At 74.6% G+C, this 21,442-nt stretch carries 1 protein-coding gene; it reads right to left on the bottom strand.

Annotation, left to right across the window (positions count from 1 at the left end):
- Positions 1–3: 3 nt before the first annotated feature.
- A complete protein-coding gene (locus OG294_RS07455) occupies positions 4–21,174 on the bottom strand; it encodes a type I polyketide synthase (RefSeq protein ID WP_327065628.1) in 21,171 nt (7,056 codons plus the stop codon).
- Positions 21,175–21,442: the final 268 nt, after the last annotated feature.

Below are 21,442 nucleotides of genomic sequence, written 5' to 3' on the forward strand. Positions count from 1 at the left end.
CGATCAGGAGATGCCGAATTCCTTGCCGATGAAGTCGAACAGGTCGTCGTCGCTGGCCTCGTCGAGCTGCTCGGCCACCTCGGCGTCCGCGGCGGGGGCCTGCTGGTCGTTCCACCGGGTGAGCAGGGCCTGCAGGCGGTTGGCGACCCGCAGGTGGGCCTCGGTGTCCGGTGCCGTCCCCAGCAGGGCGGCCTCCAGCCGGTCCAGCTCGTCGAGCAGCGGTGCGACGGCCTGCGCCGGGTCGGGCACCACCTCCGCCCGCAGCAGGTCGACCAGGGCCATCGGGGTCGGGTAGTCGAAGACCAGGGTGGCCGGCAGCCGCAGACCCGTCACCCCGTTGAGCCGGTTGCGCAGCTCGACGGCCGTCAGCGAGTCGAAGCCCAGGTCCTTGAAGGCCCGGTCGGCCTCCACCGCGTGCGGGCCGGCATAGCCGAGCACCGCCGCCACCTCACCGCAGACCAGCTCCAGCACGACCGCCTCGCGGTCCTCCTCGGCCACGCCCGCCAGCCGCTGGGCGAGCGACGGTCCGCTCGCCTCCACCGCACGGCGGACGGCGACGCCGCGCACCAGGCCGCGCAGCAGCGGCGGCAGCATCCCCGCCTCGGCCCGCTCCCGCAGACCGGCCTGCTCAAGACGGACCGGCACCAGCACCGGATCACCAGCACCGAGCGAGGCGTCCAGCAGCGCCAGCCCCTCGGCCGCGGAGAGCGGCAGCACACCGCCGCGCGCCATCCGCTCGACCTCGGCCGCACCCAACTCCCCCGCCATACCGCCGTCCTCGGCCCACAGACCCCAGGCCAACGACACCGCCGGCAGCCCCGCCGCCCGACGGTGCTGAGCAAGTGCGTCCAGGAAACTGTTCGCCGCCGCATAGTTGGCCTGCCCCGCATTGCCGAACACACCGGCAGCGGAGGAGAAGACCACGAACGCGGACAGATCCTGATGCCTCGTCAGCTCGTGCAGATGCCAGGCCGCATCCACCTTCGGCCGCAGCACCGCAGCCAGCCGCTCCGGAGTCAGCGAGGAGATCAACCCGTCGTCCAGCACACCCGCGGTGTGCACCACCGCGGTCAGCGGCTGCTCCAGCGAACCGAGCAGCGACGCAAGGGCCCCCCGGTCCGCGACGTCACAGGCCGCGAACCGCACCGAAGCACCCAGCTCCGCCAGCCCGGCCGCCAACTCGGCAGCCCCGGGGGCTGCTCCGCCACGACGCGAGACCAGCAGCAGACTCCGCGCACCGTACTCCGCCACCAGATGCCGGGCCACCAGACCACCCAGCGAACCCGTCGCACCCGTGAGCAGCACCAGGCCCGCCGGATCCAGCACCGGCAGCTCGGCCCCGGCCGCCACCGGCACCCGCGCCAACCGCGCCGCGAACGCCCGGCCCTCCCGCAACGCCAGCTGCGGCTCACCGGCGGCCAGCGCACCGGGCAGCACGGACAGCGACGCGTCGTCCACGTCCACCAGCACGATCCGGCCCGGGTTCTCCGACTGCGCCGACCGCAGCAGACCGAGCACCGCCGCCGACGGCAGATCCGTGACGTCCTCCTCGGCGCTGACGGCCACCGCACCGCGCGTCACCACCACCAGCCGGGAGCCGGCGAACGCCTCCTCCGCCAGCCACTCCTGCACCAGCGCCAGCGTGCGGTGCAGAGCCGCATGGGTGGCCGCGGCGCCATCGACGGCGCCGGTCGGCAGGAGCGGCACGACGACCGTGTCCGGCACGATCCCGCCCAGTCCCTCCAGGTCGTCGAAGCACTCCGCGCCCGCCAGCCCGAGGCCGTCCGCACCGAGCACCCCGACCGCACCGAGCGAGCCGGCCGACGGCAGCGCCACGCCCGTCCACTCCGGTCGGAAGAGCGCCTCGTGCCGACCGCCGCTGCCCGCCAACTGCTCGGGCGAGAAGGCCCGCAGGACGAGCGAGTCGATCGACGCCACCGGCGCACCCGACCCGTCCGCCACCGTCAGCGACACCGCATCCGGACCCGCCGCCGCCAGCCGCACCCGCACCTCGGCCGCGCCGGTGGCGAAGAGCGAGACACCCGACCAGGCGAACGGCAACCGCCCCTGGCCGGTGTCCTCCAGCAGGCCACCGAGCGCGATCGCGTGCAAGGTGGCGTCCAGCAGCGCCGGATGCAGACCGAAGTGGCCCGCCTCCGCCCGGCTGCCCTCGGGGAGCGCGACCTCGGCGAACAGCTCGTCACCGCGCCGCCAGGCCGCCCGCAGCCCCTGGAACACCGGGCCGTAGCCGAAGCCGGCCGTCGCGAAGCCGTCGTACAGGCCGTCGACGGCCACCGGCTGCGCACCGGTCGGCGGCCACTGGGTCAGGTCGCCGGGCAGCCCGACCCGCGCCTCGGCGGCATCGACCGCCAGCAGGCCGTTGGCGTGCCGGGTCCACGGCTGGTCCGGTTCGGCGTCCTCGGCCCGCGAGTACAGGCCGACCCCGCGCCGACCGCTCTCGTCCGGCGCGGCAACGGTCACCTGGACCTGCACCGCACCCTTGGCCGGCAGCACCAGCGGCGCCTCCAGGGTCAGTTCCTCCACCACGCTGCAGCCGACCTGGTCGCCGGCCCGGATCGCCAGCTCCACGAAGGCGGTGCCCGGCAGCAGCACCGTGCCGGCCACCGCGTGGTCGGCCAGCCACGGGTGGCTGTCCACCGCGAGCCGCCCGGTGAAGACGTGGCCGTCGCCGTCCGCGAGCGCCAACGAGGCACCCAGCAGCGGGTGGTCGGCTGCCCCCAGACCGGCCGAGGCGACATCGCCCACCAGGCCCGCACGGACCCGGGGCCAGAAGTTCTCCTGCTGGAAGGCGTAGGTCGGCAGGTCGACGCGTTGGGCTCCGAGTCCGGTGAAGAGTGCGGGCCAGTCGACCTTGGCGCCGCGCACGTGCAACTGGGCGAGGGCGGTGGTGAACGTCTCCGCCTCCGCGCGGTCACGGCGCAGCACGGGCGTGAACAGGGCCTCGTCCTCGGCGCTCACGCAGGCCTGCGCCAGCGCGCTGAGGGTGCCGTCGGGGCCCAGTTCCAGGAAGGTGCGGACGCCCTGGCCCTCCAGCGCCGTGATCGCGTCGGCGAAGCGGACGGCCTCGCGGACGTGGCGCACCCAGTACTCGGGGTCGGTCAGGTCGGCGCCCTGGTCGAGCGTGGAGACGATCGGGATCGTCGGGGCGTGGAAGGTCAGTTGGGCGGCGATCGCGCGGAACTCCGCCAGCATCGGCTCCATCAGCGGCGAGTGGAACGCGTGGCTGACGGTGAGCCGCTTCGTCCTGCGGTCCAGCTTCTCGGCCAGCTCCAGCACCGCCGGCTCGGCACCCGAAAGCACCACGGCCGAAGGCCCGTTGACGGCGGCGATCCCCACGTCGGAGCGGTCGGCCAGCAGCGGCAGCAGCTCCTCCTCGCCCGCCTGCACCGCCACCATCGCACCACCCGCGGGCAGCGCCTGCATCAATCGGCCACGGGCGGCCACCAGCTTGGCGGCATCGGACAGCGAGAGAACGCCCGCGACGTGCGCGGCGGCCAGCTCACCGATCGAGTGCCCCGCCAGGAAGTCCGGCCGCACACCCCACGATTCGACGAGACGGAAGAGCGCGACTTCGAGCGCGAAGAGTGCCGGCTGGGTGTAGGCGGTCTGGTCGAGCAGGGCATCGGCCTCGGCCAGCGGCGTCTCCAGGTGCCGGTCCAGCTCGACGCGGACCGCGTCGTACGCCGCGGCGAACACCGGGAAAGCGGCGCGGAGTTCGGCGCCCATCCCGGCGCGCTGGCTGCCCTGGCCGGTGAACAGGACCGCGCTGCGGCCCGCCGAACCGGCGCCGCCGATGACGACCCGCGCCGCCGACTCGCCGCGCGACAGCGCCGCCAGGCCGCGGCGCAGCTCCTCGCGATTGCCGCCCAGGACCGCCGCGCGGTGTTCCAGCACCGTGCGCGTCGTCACCAGCGAGTAACCGACGTCGACCGGGTCGAGCGCCGGCTCGGCGTCCAGGTGGGCGAGCAGTCGCCCGGCCTGGCCGCGCAGCGCCTCCGGCGTGCGGCCGGAGAGCAGCAGCGGCGGGTGTCCGACGACGACGGGTGCGGCCGGGGCCTCGTCGGCGGGCTCGGGCGCCGGCTCGGCGTCCGGCGCCTGCTCCAGGATGATGTGCGCGTTGGTCCCGCTGAAACCGAAGGAGGAGACCGCCGCCCGGCGGGGCTCGCCCGTCTGCGGCCAGTCCCGGGCCTCGCTCAGCAGTTCCACCGCGCCCGCCGACCAGTCCACGTGCGTCGACGGCTCGCCGACGTGCAGCGTCTGCGGCAGCACGCCGTGGCGCATCGCCTGCACCATCTTGATGATCCCGGCGGCACCGGCGGCGGCCTGGGTGTGCCCGAGGTTGGACTTCACCGAACCGAGCCAGAGCGGCTGCTCCGCGGTGTGCTCGCGGCCGTAGGTGGCCAGCAGCGCCTGGGCCTCGATCGGGTCGCCGAGGGTGGTGCCGGTCCCGTGCGCCTCCACCGCGTCGACCTGGGCCGGGGTCAGACGCGCACTGGCCAGCGCCTGCTTGATCACGCGCTGCTGGGACGGCCCGTTCGGCGCCGTCAGTCCGTTGGAGGCACCGTCCTGGTTGACCGCGGAGCCGCGCACCACGGCCAGCACCTGGTGCCCGTTGCGCCGTGCGTCCGACAGGCGTTCCACCAGCACCATGCCGACGCCCTCGCCCCAGGCGGTGCCGTCCGCGTCGTCCGAGAACGGCTTGCACCGCCCGTCGGCGGCCAGCCCGCGCTGGCGGCTGAACTCCACGAAGGTGCCCGGCGTCAGCATCACCGTGACGCCACCGGCCAGCGCCAGCGTCGACTCGCCCGAGCGCAGCGACTGGCAGGCCAGGTGCAGCGCGACCAGTGACGAGGAGCAGGCGGTGTCGATGGTGACCGCCGGACCCTCCAGGCCCAGCGTGTAGGAGACCCGGCCCGAGGCCACACTGCCCGAGGCCCCGGTGCCGACCTGGCCCTCCATCGCCTCCACGGACTGCTGGAGCAGCGCGCCGTAGTCGTTGTACATCACACCCACGAAGACGCCGGTCCGGCTGCCCCGGAGCGAGGTCGGGTCGATGCCCGCCCGCTCGAACGCCTCCCAGGAGGTCTCCAGCAGCAGCCGCTGCTGCGGGTCCATCGAGAGCGCCTCGCGCGGCGAGATGCCGAAGAAGCCGGGGTCGAAGAGCCCTGCCTCGTGCAGGAAGCCGCCCTCCCGGGTGTAGGAGGTGCCGGGGTGGTCGGGGTCCGGGTGGTAGAGGTTCTCGGTGTCCCAGCCCCGGTCCTCGGGGAAGAACGAGACCGCGTCCCGGCCACCGGCCACCAGGTCCCACAGGCCCTCCGGCGTGGTCACCCCGCCGGGGAAGCGGCAGGCCATGCCGACGATCGCGATCGGATCGTCGTCGACGGCCGCCGCCGGCACGGACGGCTCGCCGTCCTCGGGCCGCGCGCCCAGCAGCTCGGCACCGAGCAGCCCCGCGAGCGCGGTCGGCGTCGGGTAGTCGAAGACCAGCGTGGCCGGCAGCCGCAGACCCGTCACCCCGTTGAGCCGGTTGCGCAGCTCGACCGCCGTCAGCGAGTCGAAGCCCAGGTCCTTGAAGGCCCGGTCGGCCTCCACCGCATCCGGCCCGGTGTAGCCGAGCACCGCCGCGACCTCGGCGCGGACCAGCTCCAGCAGCACCGCCGCCCGCTCGGTCTCGGCCACGGCCGCGAGCCGCTGGGCCAGCGCCGACGCAGCGGCACCGCTGACGGCCTCGACGGTGCGCCGCATCGGCGCCCGGACCAGGCCGCGCAGCAGTGGCGGCAGCATCCCCGCCTCGGCCCGCTCCCGCAGACCGGCCTGCTCAAGACGGACCGGCACCAGTACCGGATCACCCGAGCGCACCGAGGCGTCCAGCAGCGCCAGCCCCTCGGCCGCGGAGAGCGGCAGCACACCGCCGCGCGCCATCCGCTCGACCTCGGCCGCACCCAACTCCCCGGCCATACCGCCGTCCTCGGCCCACAGACCCCAGGCCAACGACACCGCCGGCAGCCCCGCCGCCCGACGGTGCTGAGCGAGTGCGTCCAGGAAACTGTTCGCCGCCGCATAGTTGGCCTGCCCCGCATTGCCGAACACACCGGCAGCGGAGGAGAAGACCACGAACGCGGACAGATCCTGATGCCTCGTCAGCTCGTGCAGATGCCAAGCAGCATCCACCTTCGGCCGCAGCACCGCAGCCAGCCGCTCCGGAGTCAGCGAGGAGATCACCCCGTCGTCCAGCACACCCGCGGTGTGCACCACGGCAGTCAGCGGCTGCTCCAGCGAACCGAGCAGCGACGCAAGGGCCTCCCGGTCCGCGACATCGCAGGCCACGAACTCCACCGAAGCACCCAGCTCCGCCAGCCCGGCCGCCAACTCGGCAGCCCCGGGGGCTGCTCCGCCACGACGTGAGACCAGCAGCAAGCGCCGCGCACCGTACTCCGCCACCAGATGCCGGGCCACCAGACCACCCAGCGAACCCGTCGCACCCGTGAGCAGCACCAGGCCCGCCGGATCCAGCACCGGCGCCTCGGCCTCGGCCACCACCACCCGCGCCAACCGCGCCGCGAACGCCCGGCCCTCCCGCAACGCCAGCTGCGGCTCGCCCGCGTCGATCGCACCGGGCAGCGCGGCCAGCGACAGGTCGTCCATGTCGATCAGCACGATCCGGCCCGGGTTCTCCGACTGCGCCGACCGCAGCAGACCGAGCACCGCCGCCGACGGCAGATCGGCCACGCTGTGCTCGGTGGTACCGGCCACCGCGCCCCGGGTCACCACCACCAGCCGGGAGCCCGCGAACGCCTCCTCCGCCAGCCACTCCTGGACCAGCCCCAGCGTGCGGCGCACCGCCTCATGCGTGGCCGCGACGACATCCACGGCATCGGTCGGCAGGAGCGGCAGGAGCGGCAGCACGACGGTGTCCGGCGCTGCCGGGACCAGCTCGCTCAACTCCGCGACGCACCTGGCCCCCGCGAGCCCGAGACGATCCGCACCGAGCACCGCGACCGAACCGGGCGACTCCGACGACGACAGGGCGACCCGCGTCCAGTCGGGCCGGAACAGCGCATCGTGCCGGTCCCCGTGGCCCGCCAACTGCTCGGCCGAGAAGGGCCGCAGCACGAGCGAGTCGATCGACGCCACCGGCGCACCCGACCCGTCCGCCACCGCCAGCGACACCGCGTCCGGGCCCGCCGCCGCCAGCCGCACCCGCACCTCGGCCGCACCGGCGGCAAAGAGCGAGACACCCGACCAGGCGAACGGCAACCGCCCCTGTCCGGTGTCCTCCAGCAGCCCGCCCAGCCCGATCGCATGCAGGGTCGCGTCCAGCAGCGCCGGATGCAGACCGAACAGGCCCGCCTCCTCGACGACCTCCGCCGGCAGCGCCACCTCGGCGAACAGCTCCTCGCCGCGCCGCCAGGCCGCCCGCAACCCCCGGAACGCCGGACCGTACCCGAAGCCCGCCGCCTCGAAGCCCGGATAGACCGCGTCGACCGCGACCTCCTCGGCACCCGCCGGCGGCCACTGCGCCAACTCGAACGACGCCACCCGCTCACCCACCGCCAGCACACCCGTCGCGTGCCGCATCCAGGGCTCGCCGAACGGCGCGTCCTCGGCACGCGAGTACATGCTGACGCTGCGCCGGCCCGCCTCGTCCGGTGTGCCGACCCACAGCTGCACCTGAACGCCGCCCTTCGCCGGCAGGACGAGCGGAGCCTCCAGCATCAGCTCGTCCAGCAGGCCGCAGCCGACCTGGTCGCCGGCCCGGATCGCCAGCTCCACGAAAGCGGTGCCCGGCAGCACCACGCTGCCCGCGATCGCGTGGTCGGCCAGCCAGGGCTTCGCCTCGACCGCGAGCCGACCGGTGAACAGGTGGCCGTCGGCATCCGCGAGCGCCAGCGAGGCACCGAGCAGCGGGTGATCCGCCGAGCCGAGACCGGCCGACGCGACGTCACCGACCCAGCCGGTCAGCGGCCGGGGCCAGAAGCGCTCGTGCTGGAAGGCATAGGTCGGCAGACCCACCCGGTGGGCGCCGAGCCCGGCGAAGCGCGCCGGCCAGTCGACCTTGGCGCCGCGCACGTGCAACTGGGCGAGGGCGGTGGTGAACGTCTCCGCCTCCGCGCGGTCACGGCGCAGCACGGGCGTGAAGAGCACCTCGTCCTCGACGCTCGCGCAGGCCTGGCCGAGCGCGGAGAGCGTGCCGTCCGGGCCCAGCTCCAGGAAGGTGCGGACGCCGTGGCCCTCCAGCGCCGCGATCGCGTCGGCGAAGCGGACGGCCTCGCGGACGTGGCGCACCCAGTGGTCGACCGTGGTGGGGTCGGCGTCCTGGTCGAGCGTGGAGACGATCGGGATCCGCGGTTCGTGGAAGGCCAACTCCGATACCACCGCGCGGAACTCGGCGAGCATCGGCTCCATCAGCGGCGAGTGGAACGCATGGCTCACGGTCAGCCGCCTGGACTTGCCACCCAGCTGCCCGGCCAGCTCCAGCACCGCCGCCTCGGTGCCCGAAAGCACCACGGAGGTCGGCCCGTTGACGGCCGCGATACCGACGTCGGAGCGGTCGGCGAGCAGCGGCAGCACCTCCGCTTCGGCGGCCTGGACGGCCACCATGGCGCCACCGGCGGGCAGCTGCTGCATCAGCCGGCCGCGGGCGGCCACCAGCCTGGCGGCGTCGGCGAGCGAGAGGACGCCCGCGACGTGCGCGGCGGCCAGCTCACCGATCGAGTGCCCGGCCAGGAAGTCCGGTCGCAGGCCCCAGGATTCGACCAGGCGGAAGAGCGCGACTTCGAGGGCGAAGAGCGCGGGCTGGGTGTACGCCGTCTCGTCGAGCAGCGCACCGGCCTCGGCCAGCGGCACCGCCAGGTGCCGGTCCAGCTCGGCGGTGGCGGCGTCGTAGGCCGCGGCGAACACCGGGTAGGCGGCGTGGAGTTCGGCGCCCATGCCGAGGCGCTGGCTGCCCTGCCCCGCGAAGAGGAACGCCGTCCGCCCCGCCGTGCCCGCACGCCCGGCCACGGCCCGCGCCGCCGACTCGCCGCGCGACAGCGCCGCCAGCGCGTCACGCAGTTCCGCACGGTCGCCGCCGACCAGCACGGCCCCGTGCTCCAGGGCGGCCCGGCCGGTGGCCAGGGAGAAGCCGACGTCGACCGGGTTGAGCGCCGGCTCGGCGTCCAGCTGGGCCAGCAGCCGCTCGGCCTGTCCGCGCAGCCCCTGCGCCGTGCGCGCCGACAGCACCCACGGCAGCACGGGCATGCGCTCGGCCGGCCTCGGCGCCGGCGCCGCCTCGCCGGCGGGCGCCTGCTCCAGCAGGATATGCGCGTTGGTGCCGCTGATCCCGAAGGAGGAGACCGCGGAGCGGCGCGGCTCGCCCGTCTGCGGCCACTCCTGGGCCCGGCTCAGCAGCTCCACCGCTCCGGCGGACCAGTCCACGTGCGTCGACGGCTCGCCGACGTGCAGCGTCTGCGGCAGCACCCCGTGCCGCATCGCCATCACCATCTTGATCACACCGGCCGCGCCCGCCGCCGCCTGGGTGTGGCCGAGGTTGGACTTGACCGAGCCGAGCCAGAGCGGCCGGTCCTCGGTGTGCTCCTGACCGTAGGTGGCGAGCAGCGCCTGGGCCTCGATCGGGTCGCCCAGCGAGGTGCCGGTGCCGTGCGCCTCCACCGCGTCGACCTGGGCCGGCGTCAGGCGCGCATTGGCCAGCGCCTGGCGGATCACCCGCTGCTGGGACGGACCGTTCGGCGCCGTCAGTCCGTTGGACGCACCGTCCTGGTTGACCGCGGAGCCGCGCACCACGGCCAGCACCTGGTGCCCGTTGCGCCGCGCGTCGGAGAGCCGCTCGACCAGCAGCATGCCGACGCCCTCGCCCCAGCCGGTGCCGTCCGCGTCGTCCGAGAAGGCCTTGCAGCGCCCGTCCGTCGCCAGCCCGCGCTGGCGGCTGAACTCCACGAAGGTGCCCGGCGTCAGCATCACCGTGACGCCACCGGCCAGCGCGAGGGTCGACTCGCCCGAGCGCAGCGACTGGCACGCCAGGTGCAGCGCGACCAGCGAGGAGGAGCAGGCGGTGTCGATGGTGACCGCCGGACCCTCCAGGCCCAGCGTGTAGGAGACCCGGCCGGAGGCCACACTGCCCGTCGAGCCGGTGCCGACCTGGCCCTCCAGGCCCTCGATCGAGTGCTGCAGCACGACGCCGTAGTCGTTGTACATCACGCCGACGAAGACGCCGGTCCGGCTGCCCTTGAGCGAGGTCGGGTCGATGCCCGCCCGCTCGAAGGTCTCCCAGGAGGTCTCCAGCAGCAGCCGCTGCTGCGGGTCGATCGACAGTGCCTCGCGCGGCGAGATGCCGAAGAAGCCCGGGTCGAAGTGACCGGCGTCGTGCAGGAAGCCGCCCTCGCGGGTGTAGGAGGTTCCGGGGTGGTCGGGGTCCGGGTGGTAGAGGTTCTCGGTGTCCCAGCCGCGGTCCTCGGGGAAGAAGGAGATCGCGTCCCGGCCGCCCGCGACCAGGTCCCACAGGTCCTCGGGCGAGGCCACCCCGCCGGGGAAGCGGCAGGCCATGCCGACGATCGCGATCGGATCGTCGTCGACGGCCGCGGCCACCACGGCGGGCAGGCCGTCCCCGGGCAGCGCGCCCAGCAGCTCGGCACCGAGCAGCCCGGCCAGCGCGGTCGGGGTCGGGTAGTCGAAGACCAGGGTGGCCGGCAGCCGCAGTCCCGTGGCTCCGTTGAGACGGTTGCGCAGCTCGACCGCCGTCAGCGAGTCGAAACCGAGCTCCTTGAAGGCGCGGGAGCCGTCCACGGAGACGCGGTCGGGGTAGCCGAGCACCGCGGCGACCTCGGCGCAGACCAGCGCCAGCAGCGCGGCCTCGCGCTCGTCCTCCGGCAGCGCCAGCAGCCGCTGGGCCAGGGCCGATCCGGCACCGCCGCCCGCCGCCTTCGCCGCGCGCCGCACCGGCACCCGGACCAGGCCGCGCAGCAGCGGCGGCAGCAGGCCGAGCCCGGCCTGGGCGCGCAGGCCCGCGAGATCGAGCTGGACCGGCACCAGGACCGGGTCCGGGGCCTGCACGGACACGTCGAAGAGCAGCAGGCCGTCCTCGGCGGTCAGCGCGGTGACTCCGCCGCGCGCCATCCGCTCGACGTCCGAGCGGACCAGGGCCGCGCCCATCCCGCCGTCCTCGGCCCACAGACCCCAGGCCAGCGAGAGGGCCGGCAGACCGGCGGCGTGCCGGTGCTCGGCGAGCGCGTCCAGGAAAGCGTTGCCCGCCGCGTAGTTGCCCTGCCCGGCCGCACCGAACACCCCGGCAGCGGAGGAGAAGACGATGAACGCGGCAAGGTTCTGATGCTTCGTCAGCTCGTGCAGGTGCCAGGCCGCATCGACCTTGGGCCGCAGCACCGCAGCCAGCCGCTCCGGAGTCAGGGACGAGATCACCCCGTCGTCCAGCACACCCGCGGTGTGCACCACGGCGGTCAGCGGCTGCTCCAGCGAGGCGAGCAGCGACGCAAGGGCCTCCCGGTCCGCCACGTCACAGGCCGCGAACCGCACCGAGGCACCCAGCTCGGTCAGCCCGGCCGCCAACTCCACCGCACCCTCGGCCGCTTCACCGCGCCGCGACACCAACAGCAGCCGACGCACCCCGTACTCGCTCACCAGATGCCGCGCGAAGAGACCACCCAGCGTCCCCGTCGCACCGGTCACCAGCACCGTGCCCTCCGGGTCCAGCCGCACCGGCGACACCTCGTCACCGGCCGCCGAAGCCCGCACCAGACGCGGCACATACGCCACCCCCGCACGCAGCGCCACCTGCGGCTCACCCACCTCCACGGCCGCCGCCAGCACGGACGACGAAGCATCGTCCACATCCACCAGCACGATCCGGCCCGGATTCTCCGACTGCGCCGACCGCAACAGACCCAGAACCGCCGCCGACGGCAGATCACGCACGTCCTCACCCGGCAACGCAGCCACCGCACCACGCGTCACCACCACCAGGCGCGAATCGGCGAACGCCTCCTCCGCCAACCACTCCTGCACCAGCGCCAAGGCAACGCGCACAGCCTCATGGGTGGCTGCGACAACGTCCCCAGCCTCCACCGGCAGCACAGGCAGCACGATCGTGTCCGGCACCGCCGCGACCAGCTCGCGCAACTCCACCACACACCTGGCCCCCACGAACCCGAGGCCGTCCTCACCCAGCACCGCCACCGCACCGAGCGACCCGGCCGACGGCAGCGCCACACCCGACCACTCCGTCCGGAACAACGCCTCGGACCGCCCACCACCAACCGCCAACTGCTCCGCCGAGAAAGGCCGCAGAACGAGCGAGTCGATCGACGCCACCGGCGCACCCGTGCCATCGGCCACCACCAACGACACCGCACCCGTGCCCACCGCCGACAACCGCACCCGCAACTCCACCGCACCCGCAGCGAAGAGCGACACACCCGACCACGCGAACGGCAACCGCCCCTCACCCGGCTCCGCCACCAGGCCACCCATCAGCCCGATCGCATGCAACGACGCGTCCAACAACGCCGGATGCAGACCGAACAGACCCGCCTCCTCAGCAGCCCCCTCCGGCAGCACCACCTCGGCGAACACCTCACCACCACGCCGCCAGGCCGCCCGCAACCCACGGAAGGCCGGACCGTAACCGAAGCCCGCCGCCTCGAAGTTCGGGTAGACCGCCTCGACCGGCACCGTCTCCGCGCCGGCCGGCGGCCACTGCGTCAGCTCGAACGACGCCGCCCGCTCGCCCACCGCGAGGACACCGGTCGCGTGCCGGGTCCACGGCTCCTCCGGTCCCGCGTCCTCCAGCCGCGAGTGGACCGAGAGTTGACGTCGACCGGCCTCGTCGGGCCCACCCACCGCGACCTGCATCTGAACGCCACCGCGTTCCGGCAGGACGAGCGGCGCCTCCAGCGTCAGCTCGTCCAGCAGGTCGCAGCCGACCTGGTCGCCGGCCCGGATCGCCAGCTCCACGAAGGCCGTGCCCGGCAGCAGGACGACCTCGCCGACGGCGTGGTCGGCCAGCCAGGGGTGGGTGTCCACCGCGAGCCGCCCGGTGAAGAGCAGCCCGTCGGCGTCGGCCAGGCCGACGAAGGCGCCCAGTAGCGGGTGATCGGCCAGGTCGAGACCGAGCAGGGCAACGGCCGCCTCGCCCACCGGAATCGGCGGCGCCTCCAGCCAGTAGCGCTCGTACTGGAAGGCGTAGGTGGGCAGGTCGATCCGCCGGGCACCGGTGCCCGCGAAGACGGCCGACCAGTCGAGCTTGACGCCGCGCACGTGCAGCTGGGCGAGGGCGGTGGTGAAGGTCTCCGCCTCCGCCCGGTCACGGCGCAGCACAGGAGCGAACAGCGCCTCGTCCTCGGCGCTCACACAGGCCTGGCCGAGTGCGGAGAGCGTGCCGTCCGGCCCCAGCTCCAGGAAGCTGCGCACCCCCTCCGCCTCCAACACCGCGATCGCGTCGGCGAACCGCACCGCCTCACGGACATGCCGCACCCAGTACTCCACCGAAGCCAGATCCGCCGACCGGTCCAACGTCGACACGATCGGGATCCGCGGCTCCCCGAAAGCCAACCCCGCCACCACCGCACGGAACTCCGCCAGCATCGGCTCCATCAACGGCGAATGGAACGCATGACTCACCGTCAGCCGCCTGAACCTGCCACCCAGCCGACCCACAACCTCCAACACCCCCGCCTCGGCACCCGAAAGCACCACAGCAGCAGGCCCGTTGACCGCAGCAATCCCCACATCCGAACGCCCCACCAGCAGCGGCAACACCTCCGCCTCGCCCGCCTGCACCGCCACCATCGCACCACCCGCAGGCAACGCCTGCATCAACCGCCCACGCGCCACCACCAACCGCGCCGCATCCGCCAGCGACAACACCCCCGCCACATGCGCCGCCGCCACCTCACCAATCGAATGCCCCACCAAGAAGTCCGGCACCACACCCCACGACTCCACCAACCGGAACAGCGCCACCTCCAACGCGAACAACGCCGGCTGCGTATACGCCGTCTCATCCAGCAGCCCACCGGCCTCGGCCAGCGGCGTCTCCAGGTACCGGTCCAACTCCACACGGACCGCTTCATAGACCTCGGCGAACACCGGGAACGCAGCACACAACTCCGCCCCCATCCCCGCCCGCTGACTCCCCTGCCCCGCGAACAGGAACGCCGTCCGCCCCGCCGAACCCGCCACACCCAGCACCGCACACGCCGCGGCCGGCTCGCCGGCCGCAAAGGACGCCAACTCGGCGTCGAGCAGCTCGGGTTCGGCGATCGGCAGGATCGCGCGGTGTTCGAAGGCCGTGCGGGTGGTGGCGAGCGAGAAAGCGAGGTCGGGCAGGGTGGTCCCGGGCCGCTCCCGCAGGTGTTCCCGCAGCCGCTCGGCCTGCGCCCGCAGCGCCTCGGGGCTCTTCGCCGACAGCACGACGGGCAGTACGGGCATCACAGGCACGGCAGGCAGTACCGGCAGCACGGACGCGGACGCCACGGACGCCACAGGCACTGCCGGCGGCTCCTCGATGATGGCGTGCGCGTTGGTGCCGCTGATGCCGAACGAGGAGACGCCGGCCCGGCGCGGCCGGTCGCCCTGCGGCCACTCCCGGGCCTCGGTGAGCAGTTCCACCGCCCCGGCGGACCAGTCCACGTGCGTCGACGGCTCGCCGACGTGCAGCGTCTGCGGCAGCACCCCGTGCCGCATCGCCATGATCACCTTGATGATGCCCGCGACACCGGCCGCCGCCTGGGTGTGGCCCAGGTTGGACTTCACCGAGCCGAGCCAGAGCGGCTGCTCCTCGGTGTGCTCCTGGCCGTAGGTGGCGAGCAGCGCCTGGGCCTCGATCGGGTCGCCGAGGGTGGTGCCGGTGCCGTGCGCCTCGACCAGGTCGATCTGGTCCCCGGTCAGCCCGGCCGAGGCCAGCGCCTGGCGGATCACCCGCTGCTGGGACGGCCCGTTGGGCGCGGTCAGGCCGTTGGACGCGCCGTCCTGGTTGATCGCCGAGCCGCGCACGACCGCGAGCACCGGGTGCCCGTGGCGGCGGGCGTCGGAGAGCCGCTCGACCAGCAGCATGCCCGCGCCCTCGGCCCAGCCGGTGCCGTCCGCGTCGTCCGAGAACGACTTGCAGCGCCCGTCGCGGGCCAGGCCGCGCTGGCGGCTGAAGTCGACGAAGGTGTCGGGCTTGGCCATCACGGTCGCGCCGCCGGCCAGCGCCATCGTGCACTCGCCGGTCCGCAGCGCCTGGATCGCCCAGTGCAGCGCGACCAGCGAGGAGGAGCAGGCGGTGTCGACGGTGACCGCCGGGCCCTCCAGGCCCAGCACGTAGGAGACGCGGCCCGAGGCGATGCTGCCCGAGTTGCCGGTGCCGAGGTAGCCCTCGACGCCCGGCGGGATGGCGGGCAGCCGGGTGATGTAGTCGTGGTACATGATCCCGGCGAAGACGCCGGTCCGGCTGCCGCGCACCGAGTCCAGGTCAATGCCGGCCCGCTCGAAGGCCTCCCAGGAGGTCTCCAGGAGCAGCCGCTGCTGCGGGTCCATCGCCAGCGCCTCGCGCGGCGAGATCCCGAAGAAGGCCGGGTCGAAGTCGCCGGCGCCGTGCAGGAAGCCGCCCTCGCTGGTGTACGAGGTGCCCGGGTGGTCCGGGTCCGGGTGGTAGAGGTTCTCGACGTCCCAGCCGCGGTCGGTGGGGAAGGCGGAGATGCCGTCGGCCCCGGCGGCGATCAGCTGCCACAGGTCCTCGGGCGAGCGCACCCCGCCCGGGTAGCGGCAGGCCATGCCGACGATGGCGATCGGGTCGTCCGAGGCGGCGACCGGCGCGGGGGCGGCCTCGGTGGCGGCCTCCCCCAGGCCCAGCGCCTCGGTGTGCAGGTAGCCGGCGAGTGCGGCGGGGGTCGGGTAGTCGAAGACGACGGTGGCCGGCAGGCGGACCCCGGCCACGCTGTTCAGCCGGTTGCGCAGCTCGACCGAGGTCAGCGAGTCGAAGCCGATCTCGCGGAAGGCCTTGGCCGGGTCGACGGTGTGGGCGCCCGCGTGGCCCAGCACCAGGGCGACCTGGGTGCGGACCAGCTCGACGAGGGCGCGCTGCTGCTCCTCCTCGGTGAGCGCGAGCAGGCGCTGCACCAGCGTGGCGTCCCCGCCCGCGCCGCCGGCGGCGGCCACCCGGCGGACCGGGGTGCGCACCAGGCCCGCCAGCACGGCGGGCAGGCGGCCGGTCCTGGCCTGGTGGCGCAGCCCGGCCTGGTCGAGCCGGATCGGCACCAGGGTGGCGGCGGGCCGGACGAGCGCCGCGTCGAACAGGGCCAGGCCCAGCTCGCCGGTGAGCGGGGCGACGCCGTTGCGGGTCATCCGCTCGACGTCGGCCTCGTCCAGGGTTCCGGCCATGCCGCCGGCCCACAGGCCCCAGGCCAACGAGGTGGCCGGCAGCCCGGCCGCCCGGCGCTGCTCGGCGAGCCCGTCCAGGAAGGCGTTGGCCGCCGCGTAGTTGCCCTGCCCGGCCGCGCCGAACACCCCGGCGGCGGAGGAGAAGAGCACGAACGCGGCAAGGTTCTGATGCTTCGTCAGTTCGTGCAGGTGCCAGGCCGCGTCCACCTTGGGTCGCAGCACCGCGTCGACCCGCTCCGCCGTCAGCGAGGAGACGATGCCGTCGTCCAGCACACCGGCGGTGTGCACCACGGCGGTCAGCGGGTGCTCCAGCGATCCGAGCAGCCCGGCCAGCGCCTCCCGGTCCGCCACGTCACAGGCCGCGAACCGCACCGAAGCACCCAGTTCGGTCAGCCCGGCCGCCAACTCCGCCGCGCCCTCGGCCGCTTCACCGCGCCGCGACACCAGCAGCAGACGCCGCGCCCCGTACTCGCTCACCAGATGCCGCGCGAAGAGACCACCCAGCGTCCCGGTCGCACCGGTCACCAGCACCGTGCCCTCCGCGTCCAGCCGCACCGGCGACACCTCGTCACCGGCCGCCGAAGCCCGCACCAGACGCGGCACATACGCCGCACCCGCACGCAGCGCCAGCTGCGGCTCGCCCAGCTCCACCGCACCGGGCAGCGCCGAAAGCGACGCGTCGTCGACGTCCACCAGCACGATCCGGCCCGGGTTCTCCGACTGCGCCGAGCGCAGCAGGCCCAACGCCGCCGACGACGGCAGATCGGCGACATCCTCACCCGGCAGGGCGGCCACCGCACCGCGGGTCACCACCACCAGGCGGGAATCGGCGAACGCCTCCTCCGCCAGCCACTCCTGGAGCCGGGCGAGCACCTCCTGGACGGCCGTGCGGGCCTCCTCGGCCGAGCCCGCGGCAGCGCCGATCGGCAGGTGGAGGGTGGTGGGCGCGGAGCCGTCGGTGCCCAGGCGCGCGGCCAGGGCGGCCAGGCTCTGCGGTGCGTCGACGCCGTGCCCGGCGGCGAGCAGGCCGGCGGCGAGGCCGAGCGGGTCGGGGCCGACGACGGTGTGCCGCTCGGCGGGCGCGTCGGCGGGCTCGGGCAGCGTGAGGGGCGTCCAGGTGAGTTCGAACAGCGCCTCGGCGACGGCGGCGGCGAGGCGGTCGGCCTCCTGGAGCTGGACGGGGGCGATCGGGCGCAGCACCAGGCTCTCGACGGTGGAGACCAGCGCGCCGGCGGCGTCCACGGCGGTGAGCGCGACGGAGTCGGGACCGGCCGGGGCGATCCGCACCCGCAGCGTGGCGGCGCCGACCGCGTGCAGCACGACCCCGGTGAAGGAGAACGGCAGCCGCCCCTGTGCGGGGCCGCCCTGCCCGGTGGTGAGGGCCACGGCGTGCAGGGCCGCGTCGAGCAGCGCGGGGTGCAGGCCGAAGCCGGCCGCCTCGCCGGCGGCGGACTCGGGCAGCGCGACCTCGGCGAAGACCTCCTCGCCGCGCACCCAGGCGGCGCGCAGGCCCTGGAAGACCGGGCCGTAGCCGAAGTCGGCCTCGGCGAGCGCCTGGTAGAAGCCGGTGAGCTCGACCGGGGCGGCCTCGGCGGGCGGCCAGACGGCGGTCTCGAAGCCGGCCAGGGCGGTGGTGGTGCCGGTGCCGAGCAGGCCCTCGGCGTGCCGGGTCCACGGCTCGTCGTCCTCGGCGTCCTCCGGGCGGGAGTAGACGGTCAGCGGGCGCAGCCCGGTCGCCTCCGCCCGGCCGACCCACAACTGCACCTGGACGCCGCCCGTTTCGGGCAGCACCAGCGGCGCCGCCAGGGTCAGCTCCTCCAGCCGGTCGCAGCCGACGTGGTCGCCGGCCCGCATCGCCAGTTCGACGAAGGCGGTGCCGGGCAGCAGCACCGAGCCGGCCACCGCGTGGTCGGCCAGCCAGGGGTGGGTGTCGACCGCGAGGCGGCCGGAGAAGAAGAAGCCGTCGCTGTCGGCGAGTGCCACGACCGCGCCGAGCAGCGGGTGGTCGGCAGAGCCGAGGCCGATCGCGCGCGCGTCGGCCGGCAGCGGGGCCGAGCGGTCGATCCAGTACTCCTCGTGCTGGAAGGCGTAGGTGGGCAGGTCGACCCGCCGGGCGCCGCGGCCGGCGAAGACGGCCGGCCAGTCGAGCCGGACCCCGCGCACGAACAGCCGCGCCAGGCCCGCGGTGAACGCCTCGGCCTCCGGGCGTCCGGGCCGCAGCGCCGGGGCGAGGACGGCCTCCTTGGTGACGCACTCCTGGGCCAGGGCGGTGAGGGTGCCGTCGGGCCCCAGCTCCAGGAAGGTGCGCACGCCCTCGGCCTCCAGGCCGGCCACGGCGTCCTGGAACCGCACGGCCTCGCGGACGTGGCGCACCCAGTGGTCCGCGGAGCAGAGCTCCTCGGCGGTGGCGAGCCGGCCGGTGCGGGTGGAGACGATCGGGATCCGCGGCGCGGCGTAGCTCAGCCGCTCGGCGACGGCGCGGAAGGTGTCGAGCATGCCGCTCATCAGCGGCGAGTGGAAGGCATGGCTGACGGTGAGGCGCTTGGTCTTGCGGCCCAGCTCCGCGAGCTGCCCGGCCACCGCCAGGACGGCCGGCTCGGCGCCCGAGAGCACCACGGCCGAAGGCCCGTTGACGGCGGCGATCGCCACGTCCGCGCGGCCCGCGAGCAGCGGGAGCACCTCGGCCTCGGCGGCCTGCACCGCCAGCATCGCGCCGCCGGCGGGCAGCGCCTGCATCAGCCGGCCGCGCGCGGCCACCAGCGCGGCGGCGTGGCCGAGGGTCAGCACACCGGCGACGTGCGCGGCGGCGATCTCACCGATCGAGTGCCCGGCCAGGTAGTCCGGGCGCACCCCCCAGGACTCGACGAGGCGGAACAGCGCCACCTCGATCGCGAAGAGCGCGGGCTGGGTGTATCCGGTCCGGTGCAGCAGCTCGGGGTCGGCGACGGCCTCCTTGAGCGGGCGCTCCAGGTAGCGGTCCAGCTCGGCGCAGGCCGCGTCGTAGGCCTCGGCGAACACCGGGAAGGCGTCGTACAGTTCGGCGCCCATGCCGAGGCGCTGGCTGCCCTGCCCGGCGAAGAGGAAGGCCACCCGGCCCACCGGACCGGTGCTGCCCTGCTGCGCGCCGGCACTCTCCTCGCCGCGGGCGAGGGCGGCCACCGCCCGCCGCAGCTCGTCGCGCTCGCCGCCGACCACGACGGCCCGGTGCTCGAAGGCGGCCCGGGTGGTGGCCAGCGAGAAGCCCACGTCGACCGGGTCCACCGCGGGCCCGGCGTCCAGCAGGGCGAGCAGCCGGGCGGCCTGCTCGGCCAGCGCCTGCTCGGTGCGCCCCGACAGCACCCACGGCACCACCGGGGTGCGCACGGTCACCGCGGGCTGCTCGGCGGCCTCGTGGGCCGGCGGCGCCTGTTCGAGGATGGCGTGCGCATTGGTGCCGCTGAAGCCGAAGGAGGAGACGGCGGCGCGGCGCGGTTCCTCGCCCTGCGGCCAGGCCTGCTCCGCGGCGAGCAGCCGCACGGCGCCCGCGGTCCAGTCGACCACCGGCGAGGGCTGCTCGGCGTACAGGGTGCGGGGCAGCACGCCGTGGCGCATCGCCTCGACCATCTTGATCACACCGGCGACGCCCGCGGCGGCCTGGGTGTGGTTGAGGTTGGACTTGACCGAGCCGAGCCAGAGCGGGCGGTCCGCGGGGCGGTCCTGGCCGTAGGTGGCGAGCAGCGCCTGCGCCTCGATCGGGTCACCGAGCGAGGTGCCGGTGCCGTGCGCCTCGACGGCGTCGACCTGCTGGGGCGTCAGCCGGGCGTCCGCCAGGGCCTGGCGGATGACGCGCTGCTGCGAGGGGCCGCTGGGGGCGGTCAGGCCGTTGCTGGCGCCGTCCTGGTTGACGGCGGTGCCGCGCACGATCGCCAGCACCGGGTGCCCGTTGCGCCGCGCGTCGGAGAGCCGCTCGACGAGCAGCATGCCGACGCCCTCGCCCCAGCCGGTGCCGTCCGCACCGGCGGCGAACGCCTTGCAGCGGCCGTCGGCGGCAAGACCCCGCTGGCGGCTGAAGTCGACGAACGCCTCGGGGGTGGACATCACGGTGACGCCGCCGGCCAGCGCCAGCGTGGACTCGCCGCGGCGCAGCGACTGGCAGGCCAGGTGCAGGGCGACCAGCGAGGAGGAGCAGGCGGTGTCGATGGTGAGCGCCGGGCCCTCCAGGCCCAGCGTGTAGGCGACCCGGCCCGAGGCGATGCTGGCCGAGCTGCCCGTGCCCAGAAACGCCTCGACGCCCTCCGGCACGGCGTGCAGGCGGGCGGCGTAGTTGTGGTAGATGACACCGGCGAAGACGCCGGTGCGGCTGCCGCGCAGGGTGGCCGGGTCGATGCCGGCCCGCTCGAACGCCTCCCAGGAGGTGGTCAGGAGCAGCCGCTGCTGCGGGTCCATCGCGAGCGCCTCGCGCGGCGAGATGCCGAAGAACGCCGGGTCGAACTCGGTGGCCCGGTGCAGGAAGCCGCCCTCGTCGACGTAGGAGGTGCCCGGGTGGTCCGGGTCCGGGTGGTAGATGGCGTCGCGGTCCCAGCCGCGGTTGACGGGGAAGGCGTCGACGGCGTCCCGGCCCTCGTGCACCAGGCGCCACAGCTCCTCCGGCGAGGCGACGTCGCCGGGGAAGCGGCAGGCCATGCCGATGATGGCGATCGGTTCGTGGTCGGCGCTCTCCACCTCCTGGAGGCGCTGGCGGGTCTGCGCCAGATCGGCGGTCACCCACTTGAGGTAGTCACGAAGCGTCTCTTCATTCGACATCTGATTGCCCACCTCTTCAACGCATCCAGTCGGCTCACGTCGCGCTTCGACGGAATTCACCGGCAGGAGTTCGCAGCCACCTCGCCCATGGCATTTCGCTAGCCAGATGATGGTCGGGCCCCAGGGGCCCCTCAACCCCTAACCGTCCCCTAGGGCGCTGCCCGTGCGCTGCTCACCGCGCCCGTGGCGTGCGCCGATCCGGCAGTAGCCGATCGGGTACCCCCGTGGTGCCCCGTGGCGGGGGCCCGGTCCGGCGGCCCGTTCGCCC

The sequence above is a fragment of the Kitasatospora sp. NBC_01302 genome (assembly GCF_035976515.1).
Taxonomy (GTDB): domain Bacteria; phylum Actinomycetota; class Actinomycetes; order Streptomycetales; family Streptomycetaceae; genus Kitasatospora.

Bases quoted from the DNA above. Each gene is read 5' to 3' on its own strand.
- OG294_RS07455 (WP_327065628.1), bottom strand. From the start codon at position 21,174: ATGTCGAATGAAGAGACGCTTCGTGACTACCTCAAGTGGGTGACCGCC.